Origin of the sequence: Serratia sp. 4542 (assembly GCF_016805595.1) — a bacterium.
GTDB lineage: Bacteria > Pseudomonadota > Gammaproteobacteria > Enterobacterales > Enterobacteriaceae > Serratia > Serratia nevei.
Window position 1 is genome coordinate 684,254 of the sequence record NZ_RXKV01000010.1, and the last position, 14,784, is coordinate 699,037.

The following is a 14,784-nucleotide window of genomic DNA, read 5'->3' on the forward strand; positions in this document are numbered from 1 at the left end:
AAGACACCCGCTGCAAAAGAGTAATGGTTTCGTCTGAAAGTGAATTCATGCAGTCTATCTCGCGGATTATATTGGCATTTTATTCAGCCTGCGGGCCTGAGGAACACAGCGTGAAGCGTTCAGTATCAGTGGTAATCGGCGGCATATTGCTGCCTTTAGCGGCGCAGGCGTCGGAAACGACGCCCAATTTTCCTACCATGACCCCGCCGGCGATAGACGCCGCCTCTTACGTTTTGATGGATTACACCACCGGCCAGGTGTTGGCCGCCGGCAATGCCGACGAACGGCGCAACCCGGCCAGCCTGACCAAACTCATGACCGGGTTGGTGATCGACCACGCGCTCGATCAGCACAAGATTGGCCTCGACGATGTCGTCACCGTGGGGAAAGACGCCTGGGCGCAGGGCAACCCGGTGTTCAAAGGATCTTCGTTGATGTTCCTGAAGCCAGGTGACAGGGTCACGGTACGCGATCTCAGCCGCGGTATCATCATCGATTCCGGCAACGACGCCTGCGTAGCGATGGCGGATTATGTGGCGGGCAGCCAGGCCAACTTCGTCAAGCTGATGAACGAGAAGAGCGCGCAGCTGGGCCTGCAGAACACCCATTTCGAAACGGTACACGGGCTGGATGCACCGGGGCAGTTCACCACCGCCGGCGATCTGGCGGTGATTGCGCGCGCCATCATTATGAGTGAACCGGCGGAATACCATATGTACAGCGAGAAGTCGCTGACCTGGAATGGCATCACGCAGCAGAACCGCAATGGCCTGCTGTGGGATAAGACGCTGCACGTCGATGGGCTGAAAACCGGGCACACCGCCTCGGCCGGCTTCAACATAATCGCCTCCGCCACCGAAGGGGATCGCCGCCTGATCGCCGTGGTGATGGGCGGCAAAAGCGCTAAAGGGCGTGAGGAGCAGGCGCGTAAGCTGTTGACTTGGGGGCTGCGCGACTTTGCCACCGTACACCTGTTCAGCGCCGGCCAGAGTCTGGGGGAAGAGCCGGTCTGGTACGGCGAGAATCACCGGTTACCGGTCGGTAGCGCGCAAGAGCAGTCGCTTAGCCTGCCGAAAAGCGAGGCGGACAAGCTGAAGGCGCAGTACGTGATCAATGCCGCACGGCTGGAAGCGCCGATTGGCAAAGGGCAGACCGTTGGCGAGATCCGCATCAGCGACAATGGCCAGGTGGTGAAAACCTTGCCGCTGGTGGCGCTGCAGGCGGTGCCGCAGGGCGGCGTGTTCTCGCGCCTGGTGGATTACGTGAAGCTGAAGCTCTGACTCGCCGGGCGGACGACGGTGCCCGGTGGTATACTGGTGCGAATGCCGATCATTGAGCCGCGCTATGGATATTAAACAACTGATTTATTTGTGTAATTTAGAACGAGAACGTCACTTCGGCCGGGCGGCGGAGGCCAGCTTCGTTAGCCAGCCGACGCTATCCATGCGATTGAAAAATCTGGAAAAAGAGCTGGGTGTTTCGCTGATTAACCGCGGCAACCATTTCGGCGGTTTTACCGCCGAAGGCGAGCGGGTGCTGGCGTGGGCGCGTGAGATCGTCTCGGTTTACCAGGGGCTGAAGCTGGAGGTGGAGTCGCTCAAGCACGGCTTGCACGGCACGCTGCGCCTTGGCGTGGTGCCGCAGTGCAGTATCTCGGTATCGGAAATGCTCAAGGCGGTCAGCGAGCGTTACCCGCATCTCGATTACCGGCTGGCGGTGCTGAGCGCCGATCAGCTGCTGGAGGCGCTGACGGCGCATACCGTCGACATCGGCATCGGCTTTTTCGAGCTGTCGACCTTAAAGGAGCTGCACTTCCAATCGCAACCGCTGGTGGAAACCGGCGTCGAGCTGGTATTTCATCCGCAACACTTTCCGAAGCTGGTGGGCGATACGCCGTTGCCGCTGGAAGCGGTGGCCGCTTTGCCGTTGTGCCTGGCCGAGCCGACGCGTTATTTCCGCCGCTATCTCGATCAACACTTCCGCGACGCCGGGTTGACGCTGCACACGCGGCTGGAAACCGCCTCGATCTTCCAACTGCTGGAGGGGATTTTCGTCGGCCTGGGCTGCGGGCTGTTTCCGCGCGGCCAGCTGCAATCGCCGCTGATGCCGGCGTTGCAGCGCCGTCCTGTGGCCATCGGCGCCATGCCGCGTCATGCGGCGGTGGTGGTCGATATGGCAGAGCGCGCCACGCCGTTGGCGCAAAAATTCTTCGACGCCGCCAGCGAGTGGCTGCGTCAGCAGAATGTCTAAAACGCGGCGTATTGCGGCCGGTAATCAGGCCGCGTAGCGGTCTTCAGTCGGCGGCGATGAAAGATTCGGCATCGCCCAGCGTTTGGCGCAGGCGATTTTCCCAGGCGTAGAGCGCGGCAGTGAGGATCACTTCCAGCGCCTGTGCCTGATTCAGACCGCTGTTGAACAACGGTTGCACGCTCTGCGGGGTGAATTTCTCCGGTGCGCGCGTCAGCTCGGCGGCGGTGTGGATCACCGCGCGTTTGACCGTGTCCTCGGTAAACGCCAATCCCTGAGGCAGCCCGGCGAACAGCGCCTGAGTCAGTCTGTCATCCTGCAATTCGTGCGCCACCGTGGCCGCGCAGTAGCGGCTGCCGTTGATGCGCGAGACCGCCAGCGTCGCCAGCGCTTTCAATCGGCTCGACAACCCATATCCTTCGGCATTGATGCCGTTAAACACGCCGTTGCGCTCACGCAGTGCGGCGGCATCGTGCGCCAGCAGCAGGTAATAAGATTCGGCCCGCGCCTGCGGGTGGCTCTGATCCAGCACGTCAAGCTGTTCGGCGGCGGCGGCTTCCGTGTCGATTGGCGACAGGCGCGCAGTCCAGCTTAACTCTTCGGCACTGAAAGCGACGCCATCGGCGTCTTCGACGTTTGGGAAACCGGGCACTACCACCGCCGGTCGGCCGGCCAACGCCGCTACGCCCGCCACCACGCGCGCTTGGTAGCTGACAAAACCGATGACCTGCGAAAAGGTGACGATATCCGCCGGGCTCAGCCCGACGTCGCCAAGCTGCTGCAGCGCTCTGCGGCAAATCAGCGTGGGCTGGCTGGCGAGCTGGCGGGCGTATTGGGTGATCTGGGCGAGGCGGATATTGCTTTCACGGGAGGCGTCCGGGCTGTGCAGCGGGGCGAGGCGTGCGGCGTAGTGGCTACAGAGCGACTGCACGCCGGTCACCTGAGCGACGGTCAGCGCGGTGCTGAGTCGATCATAGGGTGACAATGTCACGTATCGTGATAGCGACACCTGGTCGGGAAACAGGGCGTGGTAACCGGCCAGCGAGGCGTTGAATACCCCGGCGCGGGCGCCGAGCGCAGCGTTTAACGCTTCATCGGCGAAGGCGCCCAACCCCAGCAGAAAACGATCGCGCAGGGTAGCCGCCTGTGGCTCCAGCGGCGCATCGCCCCGCACGCTGCTTTGGGTTTCGTGATACCACTGGGCATTATGTTGTCGACGGAGTCGTTCCATAGGGTCAATCCTTAATCATGAGCAACAGCCACCGGTGCGTGCGGCAGCGGCGGCTGGACAAAGAGTCAACATGCCCGCAGGCGGGGCGAAAGGCAGATTTAGCGCAGCTCATCGCAGCACAGCGCGTGGCCGTAAACAGAGAAACCGGCGGCCAGCGTGAGCAGAAACTGCGTGAGGCGGCGATGGCGAAGGCTGTTCATCAGTGCGATACCCTGTCGTATGAGAGGCTCAACGTAGGGGATATCCTCACCGATCGCCCTGGCGAGATAAAATAATGTTACGGACTAATCAATAACTGAAAGGAATAAAATATAAGGATATATAACAAGAATGTAATTTGTATGTGCGTTTTCTGGCTAAGCGGCCAAGACGCGCGGTAATAAAAAAACCCGCCGCAGCGGGTTTGCATGTACAGACGTGGCTCAAAAACGCCCGCCGTCGCGTCGCCAGGCGTCGGCGGTCAGCGCCTCGCCGAAGTGACTGGCGATAAGTCGCTTGGTCAATTCGTGCAGCGGCGCCGCCAATACCTCGGCGGTGCTGCCGCGCTCGACGATTTCCCCTTCGTGCATCACCAGCACCTGGTCGCTGATATGCTTCATCATGCCGAGGTGCTGGGTGACATAGATATAGGAAATACCGTGTTTTTCCTGCAGCTCAAGCATCAGGTTGATGATTTGCGAGCGCATCGACATGTCCAGCGAGGCCAGCGCCTCATCGGCGACGATCACTTTCGGCTGCAGGATCAGCGCACGCGCCAGCGCGACGCGCTGTTTCTGCCCGGAAGCCAGCATGTGCGGATAGTAGTAGGCGTGATCCGGCAGCATGCCGACCTGGCGCAATGTCTGGTTGATGCGCTGCTCGCGCTCGGCGGGTTCCAGACTGGTGTTCAGCCGCAGCGGCGCGTCCAGCAGCTGGCCGATGCGCTGGCGCGGATTGAGCGAGGTGCTCGGATCCTGAAAAATCATGCGAATGCGCTGGCTGCGATAGCGATAATCGCCGAATTCCAGCGGATGATCGTCGATCAGCAGTTCGCCGGCGGTCGGTTCCACCATGCCGGAGAGCATCTTCGCCAGCGTGGATTTGCCGGAGCCGTTCTCGCCGATTACCGCCAGCGTCTGGCCTTCGCGCAGGGTAAAGCTGACCGATTTCACCGCCTCGACGTGCTGGCGGCGGAACAGCCCGGTGCGGTAGCGGTAGGTTTTGCTCAGGTTGCGCACTTCCAACAGCGTTTCCATGTTATTGTTCCTCCATGTTCAGCGGGAAGTGGCAGGCGAAGAAGTGGTTTTTGACCGGGCGCAGGCGTGGTGTTTCGATGCACTTCTTCTGTGCGTAAGGGCAGCGCGGCCCCAGACGGCAGCCGATCGGCAGGTGTTCCAGCGAAGGAATGGCACCCGGCAGCGTGTTCAACCGGCTCTTGTGCGGCAGCGAGCGGCCGAAGTCCGGCATAGCGCGGATCAGCGCCTGGGTGTAGGGGTGGTGCGGCGCCGCCAGCAGCTCTTCGCACTGGGCGCTTTCCACCGTTTGCCCGCAGTACAGCACGTTCACCCGGTCGGCCCACTTGCTCATCATCTGTAAATCGTGGCTGATCAGCAAAATGGTGGTGTTGTTGTTCTGGTTGAGGCGCGCCAACAGGCGGAAAATCTGCGCCTGGGTGGTTGGCTCCATGGCGTTGGTCGGCTCATCGGCGATCAGCAGGCGCGGCTGGTTGGCCAGCGCGATGGCGATCATCACTTTCTGGCACTCACCTTCGGTCAGCTCGTACGGGAAGCTGCCCATGATGTCGTCGTGATCCTTGATGCCGACGCGGTGCAGCAGTTCGATGGCGCGGCGTTTGCGCCAGTTGAAGCGCTGCCACCAGCGGCCCTTGTAGGTCCAGCCCGGAATGGCCTGCGCCAGCTGGCGGCCGATGCTTTCGGAAGGATCCAGACAGGACTGCGGCTCCTGGAAAATCATCGAGACGTTGTGGCCCACCAGCCTGCGCCGCTCGCGCGGGCTCAGCTGCAGCAGATCGATGTCGTCGAAGCGGAAACGGTCGGCGGTGACGCGCCAGTTGTCTTTGGTTACGCCGCAGATGGCTTTGGCGATCAGGCTCTTGCCGGAACCCGATTCGCCCACCAGGCCGCGCACCTCGCCCTCGGTCAGCGTCATGCTGACGCGATCGACCGCCTTGACCGGCCCTTCGGCGGTCATAAATTCAATCGTTAGATTGCGGATATCGAGTAACGGCATTATTCCACCCCGGCATTGATTGCGCGGCGCATACCGTCGCCTAACAGGTTAACCAGCAGCACGCTGACGAGGATGGCCGCGCCGGGCAGCATCACCGTCCAGGGCGCGACGTACACCAGCTCGAGCGAATCGCCGAGCATCGCTCCCCATTCCGGCGAAGGCAGCTGCGCGCCGAGATCGAGGAAGCCGAGCGCGGCAATATCCAAAATGGCCATCGACAGCGCGCGGGTGAACTCGGTCACCAGCACCGCCGCAATGTTCGGCATCACTGCGTACCACAGGATCTGCAGCGTGGAAGCGCCGTCGAGCCGCGCCGCCACCACGTATTCTTTATCCAGCTCGTCGTGCACCGCGCTGTAGATGGTGCGCACCATGCGCGGCAGCAAGGCGAGCCATACCGCCAGCATGGCGTGTTCAAGTTTGGGGCCGATAAACGCCACCACCACGATCGCCAGCAGCAGCGAGGGAATGGACAGCAGGGTATCGAGAATGTGGTTGAGCACCGCCGAGCGCAGCCCGTGAGTGACGCCGGCGAACACGCCGAGGATCACCCCGCAGAACGCCGCAGCCAGCGTCACCGCCAGCGCCGAGCCGAAGGTGGCGGCAGTGCCGGTCAACAGGCGGCTGAGGATGTCGCGCCCGAGATCGTCGGTGCCGAGAAAGAACGACACGTTGCCGTAGCGTGACCAGGAAGGCGGCAGCAGCTGATAACCGAGGAACTGCTGATCCAGCGCGTAGGGCGCCAGCAGGCTACCGAACAGCGACAGCAGCAGCAGGGCGATCACGCCGTAAAAACCGATCATCGCCAGCGCGTCGCCGTAGAAAATCCGCCAGGTGTAGCGCAGCGGGCTCGGCATCTTTTTCTCGCGGTATACGTTATCGAAGGGCATACCATTCCTTATGTTTCAGCGGGTTGGTTGCCGCACCCAGAATGTCGGCCAGGACGTTAATGGTGATCACCAGCGTGCCGACCACCATGACGCCGGCGGAGATCGCCGCATAGTCCTGCTGGCGAATGGCGTTGATCAGCCACCGGCCGAGGCCCGGCCAGCTGAACACCACTTCGGTGATCATCGCGAGCGTGAGCATGGTGGAGAACTGCAGCCCCAGCTTGGGCACGATTGGCGGAAGCGCATTGTGCAAGACGTGGCGGCGAATGATGGTGAAGCGTGACAGGCCGCGGGTGGCGGCGGCCTTGATGTAGTTTTGGCTCAGCACGTCGTCGGTGCTGATGCGCATCAGGCGCACCACTTCGGTGGTGGGCGCCACCGCCAGCGCGGCGATCGGCAGGATCATGTGGCGCAGGGCGCTGCCGATCATCTCGGCGCGGTATGGCGAGTCCGACAGCCAGGCGTCAATCAGCGCGAACCCGGTGATCGGCTTCACCTGATACAGCAGGTCGAAACGGCCGGAAACCGGCAGCCAGCCCAGGTGCAGCGAGAAGAACAGCATCAGCAGCAGCGCCAGCCAGAACACCGGCATCGAAAAGCCCAGCAGCGCGAAGGTGCTGATGGCGGTGTCCTGCCATTTGCCGCGCAGCACGCCGGCGATGATGCCCAGCGGAATGCCGATAAACAGCGCCAGGGCGAAGGCCAGCAGGCACAGTTCCATGGTAGCCGGGAACACTTCGCGCAGCTGTTCGCTGATCGCCTGGCCGTTGATGCTGGAGACGCCGAAGTCCCAGTGCAACAGGCTGACGAAGTAGAACTGATAGGCGTCCAGCAGGGCGGCGCCGTTCAGCGGCGCGCGCGGCGTGAAATAGCTCAGGCTGAAGCTGACCAGCGTCAGGAAGAACAGCGTGATCAGCAGCAGCAGAATGCGGCGCAGGGTAAAGATAATCACTTTTTCACCTCCGGCGCGGATTCACGGTACACCCCGGCGAACGAGGCGTTGCCGAACGGGCTCAGCACCAATCCCTTGATGTCGTAGCGGTAGGCCTGCAGCCGCAGGGAAGAGGCCAGCGGCAGCACCGGCAGTTGCTGCTCGAGGATCTTCTGCGCCTTACGGTAGTTGTCGATGCGCTGAGACAGCTGCTGCGACAACAGCGCGTTCTGCAACACCTCGTCGAAGCCCGGGTCACACCAGTGAGCATAGTTGGTTTGCGAACGGATTGCCGCGCAGCTCAGCAGCGGCCGGAAGAAGCTGTCCGGGTCGTTGCTGTCGGTGGCCCAGCCGGTCAGGGTCAGATCGTGGTTCATCTCCATCAGGCGCGCCTCCTGGAAGCGCCCCTCTACCGGCACGATGGTGACGTTGATGCCCACCTGGCCGAGATCGGCCTGGATCAGCTCGGCGGTTTTCAGCGGGCTCGGGTTGTAAGATTGCGAGGCGGTCGGCACCCACAGCTTCAGGTTCAGCTGGCCGACGCCGGCCTGCCGCAGCATCTCGCGCGATTTGGCCGGATCGTACTCCGTGACGTGCGCGTCGTTGTCATAGGCCCAGGAGGCGCGCGGCAGGATTGAGGCGGCGGTTTCCGCCGTGCCGTAATAGATCGACTGCATCAACCGCTGGTTGTTGATCGCCAGCGAGATCGCCTGGCGCACGTTGAGGTTGTCGAGCGGCGGTTTGCGGGTGTTGAACGCCAGGTAGGCGATGTTCATCCCCGGACGCAGCGTCAGGCGCAGGCGCGGATCGTCGCGCAGGATAGACAGCTGGCTGGCCGCCGGATAGGCCAGCACGTCGCATTCGCCGGTCAGCAGCTTGGAAAGGCGGCCGGTGCCGCCTGCGCCCAGATCGATCACCACCTGCGGCATGCGCGGCAGGCCTTTCCAGTAGGCGGCGTTGCGCGCCAGGCGAATATATTGCCCCGAGCGGTATTCATTGAGCAGGAACGGGCCGCTGCCGACCGGCTCGCGGTCGATCAGCTCCTGGTGGCCTTCGCGCGTCAGCGTGTCGGCGTATTCAGCGGACAGCACCGGCGCGTAGTGGGTCGCCAGGTGCCACAGGAACGAGGCGTCCGGCGACTGCAGGCGGATCTCCACCGTGTAGTCGTCGAGCTTTCTCACGCTCTGCACCGAATCACCGAACTGCAGGCTGTCGAAATAGGGGTATTCGCCGCCGTTGACGTCGTGATACGGGTGTTTTTGGTCAAATACGCGCGCGAAGCTGAACACCACGTCGTCGGCGTTCATCTTGCGGGTGGGCGTGAACCAGGCGGTGGTCTGGAACGGCACGTCCTTGCGCAGATGGAAGCGGTAGGTGGCGCCGTTGTCCAACACTTCCCAGCTTTGCGCCAGCTCGGGGATCAGCCGGTAGGTGTAGGGATCGACATCCAGCAGGCGATCGTACAGCTGGGCGGCCAGGGTATCCACCGTCAGGCCGCTGCTGGCCATTTGCGGGTTAAAGGTATTCAGTATGCCGCTGACGCAATAGACAAAGCCGCTCTGGCGAATGTCCGGCAGCGGCGCCGCGGCGGGCGCGGGCGGTGTTGTCGCGGCCAAGGCGGAGCCGGTAAAGCACAACGACACTATCCAAAGGGGTAAACCACGCATAGGGGCTCATGGGTTAATCAGCAATAGCGTTAGTGTATCGCACTCTGACCGGCAGCCCAATCCATTGAGCAAAATCGCTGAGTTTTCTGCTACTTGATTAATCAGGTCGCCCAACTGCGTGAAAAAAATCTTATTTGATATGTTATAACATAACAAAACCATGATACCGTTCCCCGGCAAAGTCACAATAACGCAAGGGGATGTATGAACGAAGTTGCACTTCCACCACGCCGTTCGCTGCCGGACGCTCAGGCATGGCGCGGCGAAATGAGTGATGTCGGGCTCGATTGGGTCGGGATGCAAGGGATCGCACTGCCGCTGGAGCTGGCCGGCAAGCCACTGATGGCCACAGTCGACGCCGGCATCAACCTGCGCGCCGAAGCGGCGGGCGAACGCGGTATTCACATGTCGCGTCTGTATCTGGCGCTGGATGAATTGACGCAGGGTGAGCTGACGCCGCAGCGCATCGGCCGAACGCTGCAGGCCTTTCTGGATTCGCAGCCGGAACACAGCGATCGCGCCAGCCTGACGCTCAGCGGCGAGCTGCTGTTGTCTCGCCCGGCGTTGCTTTCGCCGCAGCGCGGCTGGAAGGCTTACCCGCTGCGCATCGAGGCGACCCTGACGAACACGCTGACGCTGGCGCTGACCGTCGGTGTGCCTTACTCCTCTACCTGCCCGAGTTCGGCGGCGCTCAGCCGTCAGTTGGCGCAGCAACAGTTTCAGTTTGATTTTGAACAGGCGGCGGAGCGGGTCAGCCAACGCCAGGTGAGCGAGTGGCTGTTGGAGCAGGGAATGCCGGCCACCCCTCACAGCCAGCGCAGCTGGGCCTGGGTCACCGTGACGCCCGAGAATGAACGGGCGTTCGAACCGGTGAAATTGATCGACCGCATCGAACACGCGCTGGGCACGCCGGTACAAACGCTGGTGAAACGCCGCGACGAGCAGGCCTTCGCGCTGGCCAACGGTCAGAACCTGATGTTTTGCGAAGATGCGGCGCGCCGTCTGTATCGCATGCTGCGCAGCCAGTGCGATTACCGCGCCTTCTCGCTGCGCGTCGAGCATCAGGAGAGCCTGCATGCCCACAATGCGGTGGCGGAGTTGAGCTGGCGGGGAGAAAATCATGCTGCGTAAAAATCCCAGCGGCCATCTGCCGCAGGTCTCGCCGCTGGCCTACATCGATCCCACCGCCATTATTTGCGGCCGGGTGATCGTCGAAGATTTCGTTTACGTCGGCCCTTATGCGGTGATCCGCGCCGACGAGTTGAACGCCGCCGGCGACATGGAGCCGATCGTCATCGGCTCGCACTCCAATATTCAGGACGGCGTGGTGATCCACTCCAAGAGCGGGGCGGCGGTCACCATTGGCCGTTACAGCTCGATCGCCCACCGCGCCATCGTTCACGGCCCGTGTCGCATCGACGATCGGGTGTTTATCGGTTTCAACAGCGTGCTGTTCAACTGCCATATCCAGTCCGGCTGCGTGGTGCGTTACAACGCGGTGGTGGACGGCGTGACGCTGCCTGAAAACCGCTATATCCCCTCGACCGAGCGCGTAGGGCCGGACAGCGACCTGTCGCGCTATCGCCAGGTCGATCGCGGCGCGCTGCAGTTTTCGGAAGAAGTGGCCGCCACCAACGTTGAGCTGGTGCACGGTTACCAGGCATTACGCAATGAATTTTAATGAGGCTCCCATGAAACAACTTCCCGTGACCGTGCTTTCCGGCTTTCTCGGCGCCGGCAAAACCACGGTGCTGAACCACATCCTGAACAACCGGCAGGGTATGCGCGTGGCGGTGATCGTCAACGATATGAGTGAGGTGAACATCGACGCCGCGCTGGTGGAAAATGCCGTGCATCTCGATCGCCAGGAAGAGAAGCTGGTGGAGATGAGCAACGGCTGCATTTGCTGCACGCTGCGCGAAGACCTGCTGGTCTCGGTGCGTGAGCTGGCGCAGGACGGGCGTTTCGATTACCTGCTGATCGAATCGAGCGGCATCTCCGAGCCGCTGCCGGTGGCGGAAACCTTTACCTTTGAGGACGAAAAGGGCGAAAGCCTGTCGCAGTTCGCCCGGCTGGATACCCTGGTGACGGTGGTCGACGGGGTGAATTTCATCCAGCAGTACCAGCAGGCGCAAAGCTTGCAGGAGGCCGGCCAAAGCCTGGGCGAGGACGATCTGCGCAGCGTGGCGGATCTGCTGATTGAGCAAATTGAGTTCTGCGACGTGATCCTGGTCAGCAAGACCGATCTGTTGACGCCATCCCAGCAAGGCGAAGTGATGGCGCTGCTGGCCAGCCTGAACCCCGATGCCCGCATTGTGCCGATCGCGCCGGGCAAACTGCCGCTGGAGGCGGTGCTGAATACCGGCAGCTTCAGCTTTGAAAAGGCGCAGCAGGCGCCCGGCTGGCTGAAAGAACTGCGCGGCGAACACGTGCCGGAAACGGAAAACTACGGCATCAGCAGCTTCGTCTACCAGGCGCGGCGGCCGTTTGCGCCGGACAAGTTTTACCGCGTGATCAACGGCGATTGGGGCGGCGGCAAGTTGCTGCGCTCGAAAGGCTTTTTCTGGCTGGCGACGCGGCCGCGGCAGGCCGGGCAGTGGAGCCAGGCAGGGGGCATCGCCCACTACGGCCTCGCGGGCACCTTTTGGCGCGCCATTCCGCAAGATAATTGGCCGCAGGATCCCGAAGCGCGGGCGCACATTCAGGAAAAATGGGTGGAGCCGTTCGGCGATATGCGCCAGGAACTGGTGTTTATCGGCCAGCATCTGCAGCAGGCGACGATCGTGCGTATGCTGGACGACTGCCTGCTGAGCGACGATGAAATGGCCGCCGGCGTGGACTATTGGCTGGACATGGCAGACCCGTTCCCTGAGTGGTAATTGCGCAATCTTCGTGTGGTAATGAGAAAAATTCTCAACAAAGTGCTTTACAGGCGATACTGATAACTATTATCATCGCCTGGCAGTTCACGGAAGGCCACAGTTTGCGGCTCTGATGTGGAAGGCACGACATTGCTCACATTGCTTCCAGTGTTTTTTAAGCCAGCTCGGGTGCTGGCTTTTTTTTTTGCCTGTTATTCCTCGTCCGCTTCGCCATTTTGCAGCAGCACATGCTTTTTCAGCATGCCGCGCAGCTGGTGATAGGTGAGCCCCAGCAGCTGCGCCGCCTTGCGCTGATTGAAGCGCCCCTGCTGCAGCGCCGCTTCGATCAATGCCTTCTCCTGCTCGAGCTGCCAGTGTTTCAAATCCAGCGGTAGCGGCGGTAACGCGCCGGCGTCTTCAGGAACGGGCGCGACCGGCGTGGCCTCGCGTGGCGCAAACGGGTTGATGACGATGTCGTCCAGCGGGCTGTCGCTGTCGCCGTGGCGATAAACCGAGCGCTCCACCACGTTTTTCAGTTCGCGCACGTTGCCCGGCCAGCCATACTCGAGCAACGTTCGCCTGGCATGCTCGGTAAAGCCTGGAAACAGCGGCAGCGCCAGCTCGCGGCACATTTGAATGGCGAAATGCTCGGCCAACAGCATGATATCGGGCCGCCGTTGGCGCAGCGGCGGCAGCTGCACCACGTCGAACGCCAGCCGATCCAGCAGATCGGCGCGGAACTTGCCTGCCGCCGCCAGCGCCGGCAGATCGTCGTTGGTGGCGCACACCAGGCGCACATCCACCCGCAGCGGCTGGCTGCCGCCCACGCGCTCCAGCTGGCCGTATTCGATCACCCGCAGCAATTTCTCCTGCACCAGCATCGGCGCGGTCGCCAGCTCATCGAGAAACAGCGTGCCGCCGTCGGCGCGCTCGAAGCGCCCCAGATGGCGCTTTTGCGCGCCGGTAAACGCGCCGGCCTCGTGACCGAACAGCTCGGAATCCAGCAGGTTTTCATTCAGCGCCGCGCAGTTAAGCGAGATGAACGGCCCTTGCCAGCGGTTGGAGAGGTAGTGCAGACGGTGGGCGATCAGCTCCTTGCCGGTGCCGCGCTCGCCGATCACCAGCACCGGCTTGTTCAGCTTGGCGACCTGGGAGACTTGCTCCAAGACTTCGACAAAGGCGTTTGCCTCGCCCAACAAATTCTCTGGCTGTTCGTTCATGATGAAATTCGCCAATGTTTGGTGAAAATAATCACTCTACAGCAAGCGCGCAGAGAGTCAAAAAATAATATTCGTTACTTTTCAATAATATAAAAGTTGGCACGGGTTTTGATTATATCTTTGGGCAAGCTGTACGACTTAACGCGGCGCTTCAGACGCCATCAGAACCAAGAGGAAGTGAATTATGGGTATTTTTTCTCGTTTTGCCGACATCGTGAACGCCAACATCAACACCCTGCTGGACAAGGCGGAAGATCCGCAGAAGCTGGTGCGGTTGATGATCCAAGAGATGGAAGACACGCTGGTTGAAGTTCGCTCTACGTCGGCGCGCGCACTGGCGGAGAAAAAGCAGCTGCTGCGTCGCATCGAGCAGGGTGAAAACCAGGTAAGCGACTGGCAGGAAAAAGCCGAACTGGCGCTGCGCAAAGATAAAGAAGACTTGGCCCGTGCGGCGCTGATCGAAAAACAAAAGGTGGCCGATCTGATCGCCACGCTGACGCAGGAAGTGGCGACCGTAGAAGAAACGCTGGCGCGCATGAAGAGCGAAATCGGCGAGCTGGAAAACAAGCTGACCGAAACCCGCGCGCGGCAGCAGGCGCTGGCGCTGCGTCATCAGGCCGCGTCTTCTTCCCGTGACGTGCGCCGCCAGCTCGACAGCGGCAAGCTGGATGAGGCGATGGCGCGTTTCGAACAGTTCGAGCGCCGTATCGACCACATGGAAGCCGAGGCGGAAAGCATCAGCATCGGTAAAAAGAAGTCGCTGGACCAAGAGTTTGCCGAACTGAAGGCCGACGACGCCATCAGTGAGCAACTGGCGGCGCTGAAAGCCAAAATGAACCGCTCAGAGTAAGGCGAACCGCGGCCACACGCCGGAGGTGGCCGCCTATCCAGGACCCGATAAGAAGGAATAACAATGAGTGCTTTATTACTTGCCATTCCGCTGACAATTTTCGTGCTGTTTGTCGCGCCGATTTGGCTTTGGCTGCATTACAGCAATCGGCAACAGACCGGCATCCAGCTGAGTCAGCAAGAAATGCAGCGCCTGGCGCAGCTGGCGGAAGACGCCAAACGCATGCGTGAACGCATTCAGGCGTTGGAAGAGATCCTCGATACGGAACACCCGAACTGGAGACAGTCCTGATGAGCACGACGCTGGGCAGTAAAAAGCTTTATCGCGTTCCCGAAGAAGGCATGGTGAAAGGCGTCTGCGCCGGTTTGGCCCACTATTTCGACGTGCCGGTGCGCCTGATCCGCGTGATGGTGGTGCTGTCGCTGTTCTTCGGGCTGTTCTTCTTCACGCTGGTGGCCTATATCGCGCTGGTGTTCGTGTTGGATGAAGCGCCGGCCAGCCGTTTCGAAGGCGAGCATCAGAAGACGCCGCGCCAGCTGCTCGATCAGCTGGAGTATGAGCTGGGCAGCGGCGAGCAGCAGCTGCGTCAGGTCGAGCGCTACGTGACGTCCGATACCTTCGGCGTACAGAGCCGTTTCCGCAAGCTGTAACCCTTCTT

15 protein-coding genes are annotated in these 14,784 nt (G+C 61.4%); 8 read left to right on the forward strand and 7 right to left on the reverse strand.

Annotated features, from left to right (window positions below; translation table 11 throughout):
* Positions 1–110: 110 nt before the first annotated feature.
* Positions 111–1,280 (forward strand): serine-type D-Ala-D-Ala carboxypeptidase DacD, encoded by a 1,170-nt coding sequence (gene dacD, locus EKL15_RS15520; RefSeq protein ID WP_336948146.1) that lies wholly within the window; start codon positions 111–113, stop codon positions 1,278–1,280.
* Between the two features lie 64 nt (positions 1,281–1,344).
* Positions 1,345–2,250 (forward strand): LysR family transcriptional regulator, encoded by a 906-nt coding sequence (locus tag EKL15_RS15525; protein ID WP_025303008.1) that lies wholly within the window; start codon positions 1,345–1,347, stop codon positions 2,248–2,250.
* A 43-nt stretch (positions 2,251–2,293) separates the two neighbouring features.
* Here EKL15_RS15525 and EKL15_RS15530 read toward each other — a convergent pair whose 3' ends face one another.
* From EKL15_RS15530 to sapA, 6 genes are all read right to left on the reverse strand, one after another.
* On the reverse strand, positions 2,294–3,478 hold the full coding sequence (locus tag EKL15_RS15530) for a carboxymuconolactone decarboxylase family protein (protein WP_203089875.1): 1,185 nt from the start codon (positions 3,476–3,478) through the stop codon (positions 2,294–2,296).
* 422 nt (positions 3,479–3,900) lie between these two features.
* Positions 3,901–4,713 carry a putrescine export ABC transporter ATP-binding protein SapF gene (gene sapF, locus EKL15_RS15535; protein ID WP_033648455.1) on the reverse strand — a complete coding sequence of 271 codons (813 nt, stop codon included), beginning with the start codon at positions 4,711–4,713 and terminating at the stop codon, positions 3,901–3,903.
* 1 nt (position 4,714) lies between these two features.
* Positions 4,715–5,707 carry a putrescine export ABC transporter ATP-binding protein SapD gene (gene sapD / locus EKL15_RS15540; protein WP_019452674.1) on the reverse strand — a complete coding sequence of 331 codons (993 nt, stop codon included), beginning with the start codon at positions 5,705–5,707 and terminating at the stop codon, positions 4,715–4,717.
* Positions 5,707–6,597 carry a putrescine export ABC transporter permease SapC gene (gene sapC / locus EKL15_RS15545; protein ID WP_060418571.1) on the reverse strand — a complete coding sequence of 297 codons (891 nt, stop codon included), beginning with the start codon at positions 6,595–6,597 and terminating at the stop codon, positions 5,707–5,709. Before sapC ends, sapD begins: the two co-directional genes overlap by 1 nt.
* Entirely contained in the window at positions 6,584–7,549 is a 966-nt protein-coding gene (gene sapB / locus EKL15_RS15550) for a putrescine export ABC transporter permease SapB (RefSeq protein ID WP_004930575.1), read from the reverse strand. Before sapB ends, sapC begins: the two co-directional genes overlap by 14 nt.
* On the reverse strand, positions 7,546–9,195 hold the full coding sequence (gene sapA, locus EKL15_RS15555) for an ABC transporter substrate-binding protein SapA (RefSeq protein WP_060418574.1): 1,650 nt from the start codon (positions 9,193–9,195) through the stop codon (positions 7,546–7,548). The genes sapB and sapA overlap by 4 nt, the downstream gene beginning before the upstream one ends.
* A 204-nt stretch (positions 9,196–9,399) precedes the next feature.
* Here sapA and folE2 point away from each other — a divergent pair, with 204 nt between their 5' ends.
* The 3 genes from folE2 to zigA are packed head-to-tail and all read left to right on the forward strand — an operon-like array spanning position 9,400 to position 12,074.
* Positions 9,400–10,326, forward strand: a complete 927-nt coding sequence (gene folE2 / locus EKL15_RS15560) for a GTP cyclohydrolase FolE2 (protein ID WP_100395714.1) — start codon at positions 9,400–9,402, stop codon at positions 10,324–10,326.
* Complete coding sequence (locus EKL15_RS15565) at positions 10,316–10,876, forward strand: carbonate dehydratase (RefSeq protein WP_100395715.1); 561 nt, start codon at positions 10,316–10,318, stop codon at positions 10,874–10,876. The genes folE2 and EKL15_RS15565 overlap by 11 nt, the downstream gene beginning before the upstream one ends.
* Before the next feature lie 10 nt (positions 10,877–10,886).
* Complete coding sequence (gene zigA / locus EKL15_RS15570) at positions 10,887–12,074, forward strand: zinc metallochaperone GTPase ZigA (protein WP_084827731.1); 1,188 nt, start codon at positions 10,887–10,889, stop codon at positions 12,072–12,074.
* Between the two features lie 194 nt (positions 12,075–12,268).
* On the opposite strand, the gene pspF is transcribed toward zigA, so the two are convergent.
* Positions 12,269–13,276, reverse strand: coding sequence for a phage shock protein operon transcriptional activator (pspF, locus tag EKL15_RS15575; RefSeq protein WP_100395716.1), 1,008 nt, complete (start codon positions 13,274–13,276; stop codon positions 12,269–12,271).
* Positions 13,277–13,460: 184 nt separating this feature from the next.
* Here pspF and pspA point away from each other — a divergent pair, with 184 nt between their 5' ends.
* From pspA to pspC, 3 genes are all read left to right on the forward strand, one after another.
* Positions 13,461–14,126: a phage shock protein PspA gene (pspA, locus tag EKL15_RS15580; protein ID WP_025303000.1), complete on the forward strand. Its 666-nt coding sequence runs from the start codon at positions 13,461–13,463 to the stop codon at positions 14,124–14,126.
* 63 nt (positions 14,127–14,189) lie between these two features.
* Positions 14,190–14,417 carry an envelope stress response membrane protein PspB gene (gene pspB / locus EKL15_RS15585; RefSeq protein WP_039565931.1) on the forward strand — a complete coding sequence of 76 codons (228 nt, stop codon included), beginning with the start codon at positions 14,190–14,192 and terminating at the stop codon, positions 14,415–14,417.
* Positions 14,417–14,776: an envelope stress response membrane protein PspC gene (gene pspC / locus EKL15_RS15590; RefSeq protein WP_004930552.1), complete on the forward strand. Its 360-nt coding sequence runs from the start codon at positions 14,417–14,419 to the stop codon at positions 14,774–14,776. The genes pspB and pspC overlap by 1 nt, the downstream gene beginning before the upstream one ends.
* Positions 14,777–14,784 lie beyond the last annotated feature (8 nt).

Excerpts from the sequence above, each read along its gene's own strand:
- sapD (WP_019452674.1), bottom strand. The coding sequence starts at position 5,707 with ATGCCGTTACTCGATATCCGCAATCTAACGATTGAATTTATGACCGCC.
- pspC (WP_004930552.1), top strand. The coding sequence starts at position 14,417 with ATGAGCACGACGCTGGGCAGTAAAAAGCTTTATCGCGTTCCCGAAGAA.
- sapA (WP_060418574.1), bottom strand. The coding sequence starts at position 9,195 with ATGCGTGGTTTACCCCTTTGGATAGTGTCGTTGTGCTTTACCGGCTCC.
- folE2 (WP_100395714.1), top strand. The coding sequence starts at position 9,400 with ATGAACGAAGTTGCACTTCCACCACGCCGTTCGCTGCCGGACGCTCAG.
- EKL15_RS15530 (WP_203089875.1), bottom strand. The coding sequence starts at position 3,478 with ATGGAACGACTCCGTCGACAACATAATGCCCAGTGGTATCACGAAACC.
- sapF (WP_033648455.1), bottom strand. The coding sequence starts at position 4,713 with ATGGAAACGCTGTTGGAAGTGCGCAACCTGAGCAAAACCTACCGCTAC.
- pspB (WP_039565931.1), top strand. The coding sequence starts at position 14,190 with ATGAGTGCTTTATTACTTGCCATTCCGCTGACAATTTTCGTGCTGTTT.
- zigA (WP_084827731.1), top strand. The coding sequence starts at position 10,887 with ATGAAACAACTTCCCGTGACCGTGCTTTCCGGCTTTCTCGGCGCCGGC.
- pspF (WP_100395716.1), bottom strand. The coding sequence starts at position 13,276 with ATGAACGAACAGCCAGAGAATTTGTTGGGCGAGGCAAACGCCTTTGTC.
- EKL15_RS15525 (WP_025303008.1), top strand. The coding sequence starts at position 1,345 with ATGGATATTAAACAACTGATTTATTTGTGTAATTTAGAACGAGAACGT.
- sapC (WP_060418571.1), bottom strand. The coding sequence starts at position 6,597 with ATGCCCTTCGATAACGTATACCGCGAGAAAAAGATGCCGAGCCCGCTG.
- EKL15_RS15565 (WP_100395715.1), top strand. The coding sequence starts at position 10,316 with ATGCTGCGTAAAAATCCCAGCGGCCATCTGCCGCAGGTCTCGCCGCTG.
- pspA (WP_025303000.1), top strand. The coding sequence starts at position 13,461 with ATGGGTATTTTTTCTCGTTTTGCCGACATCGTGAACGCCAACATCAAC.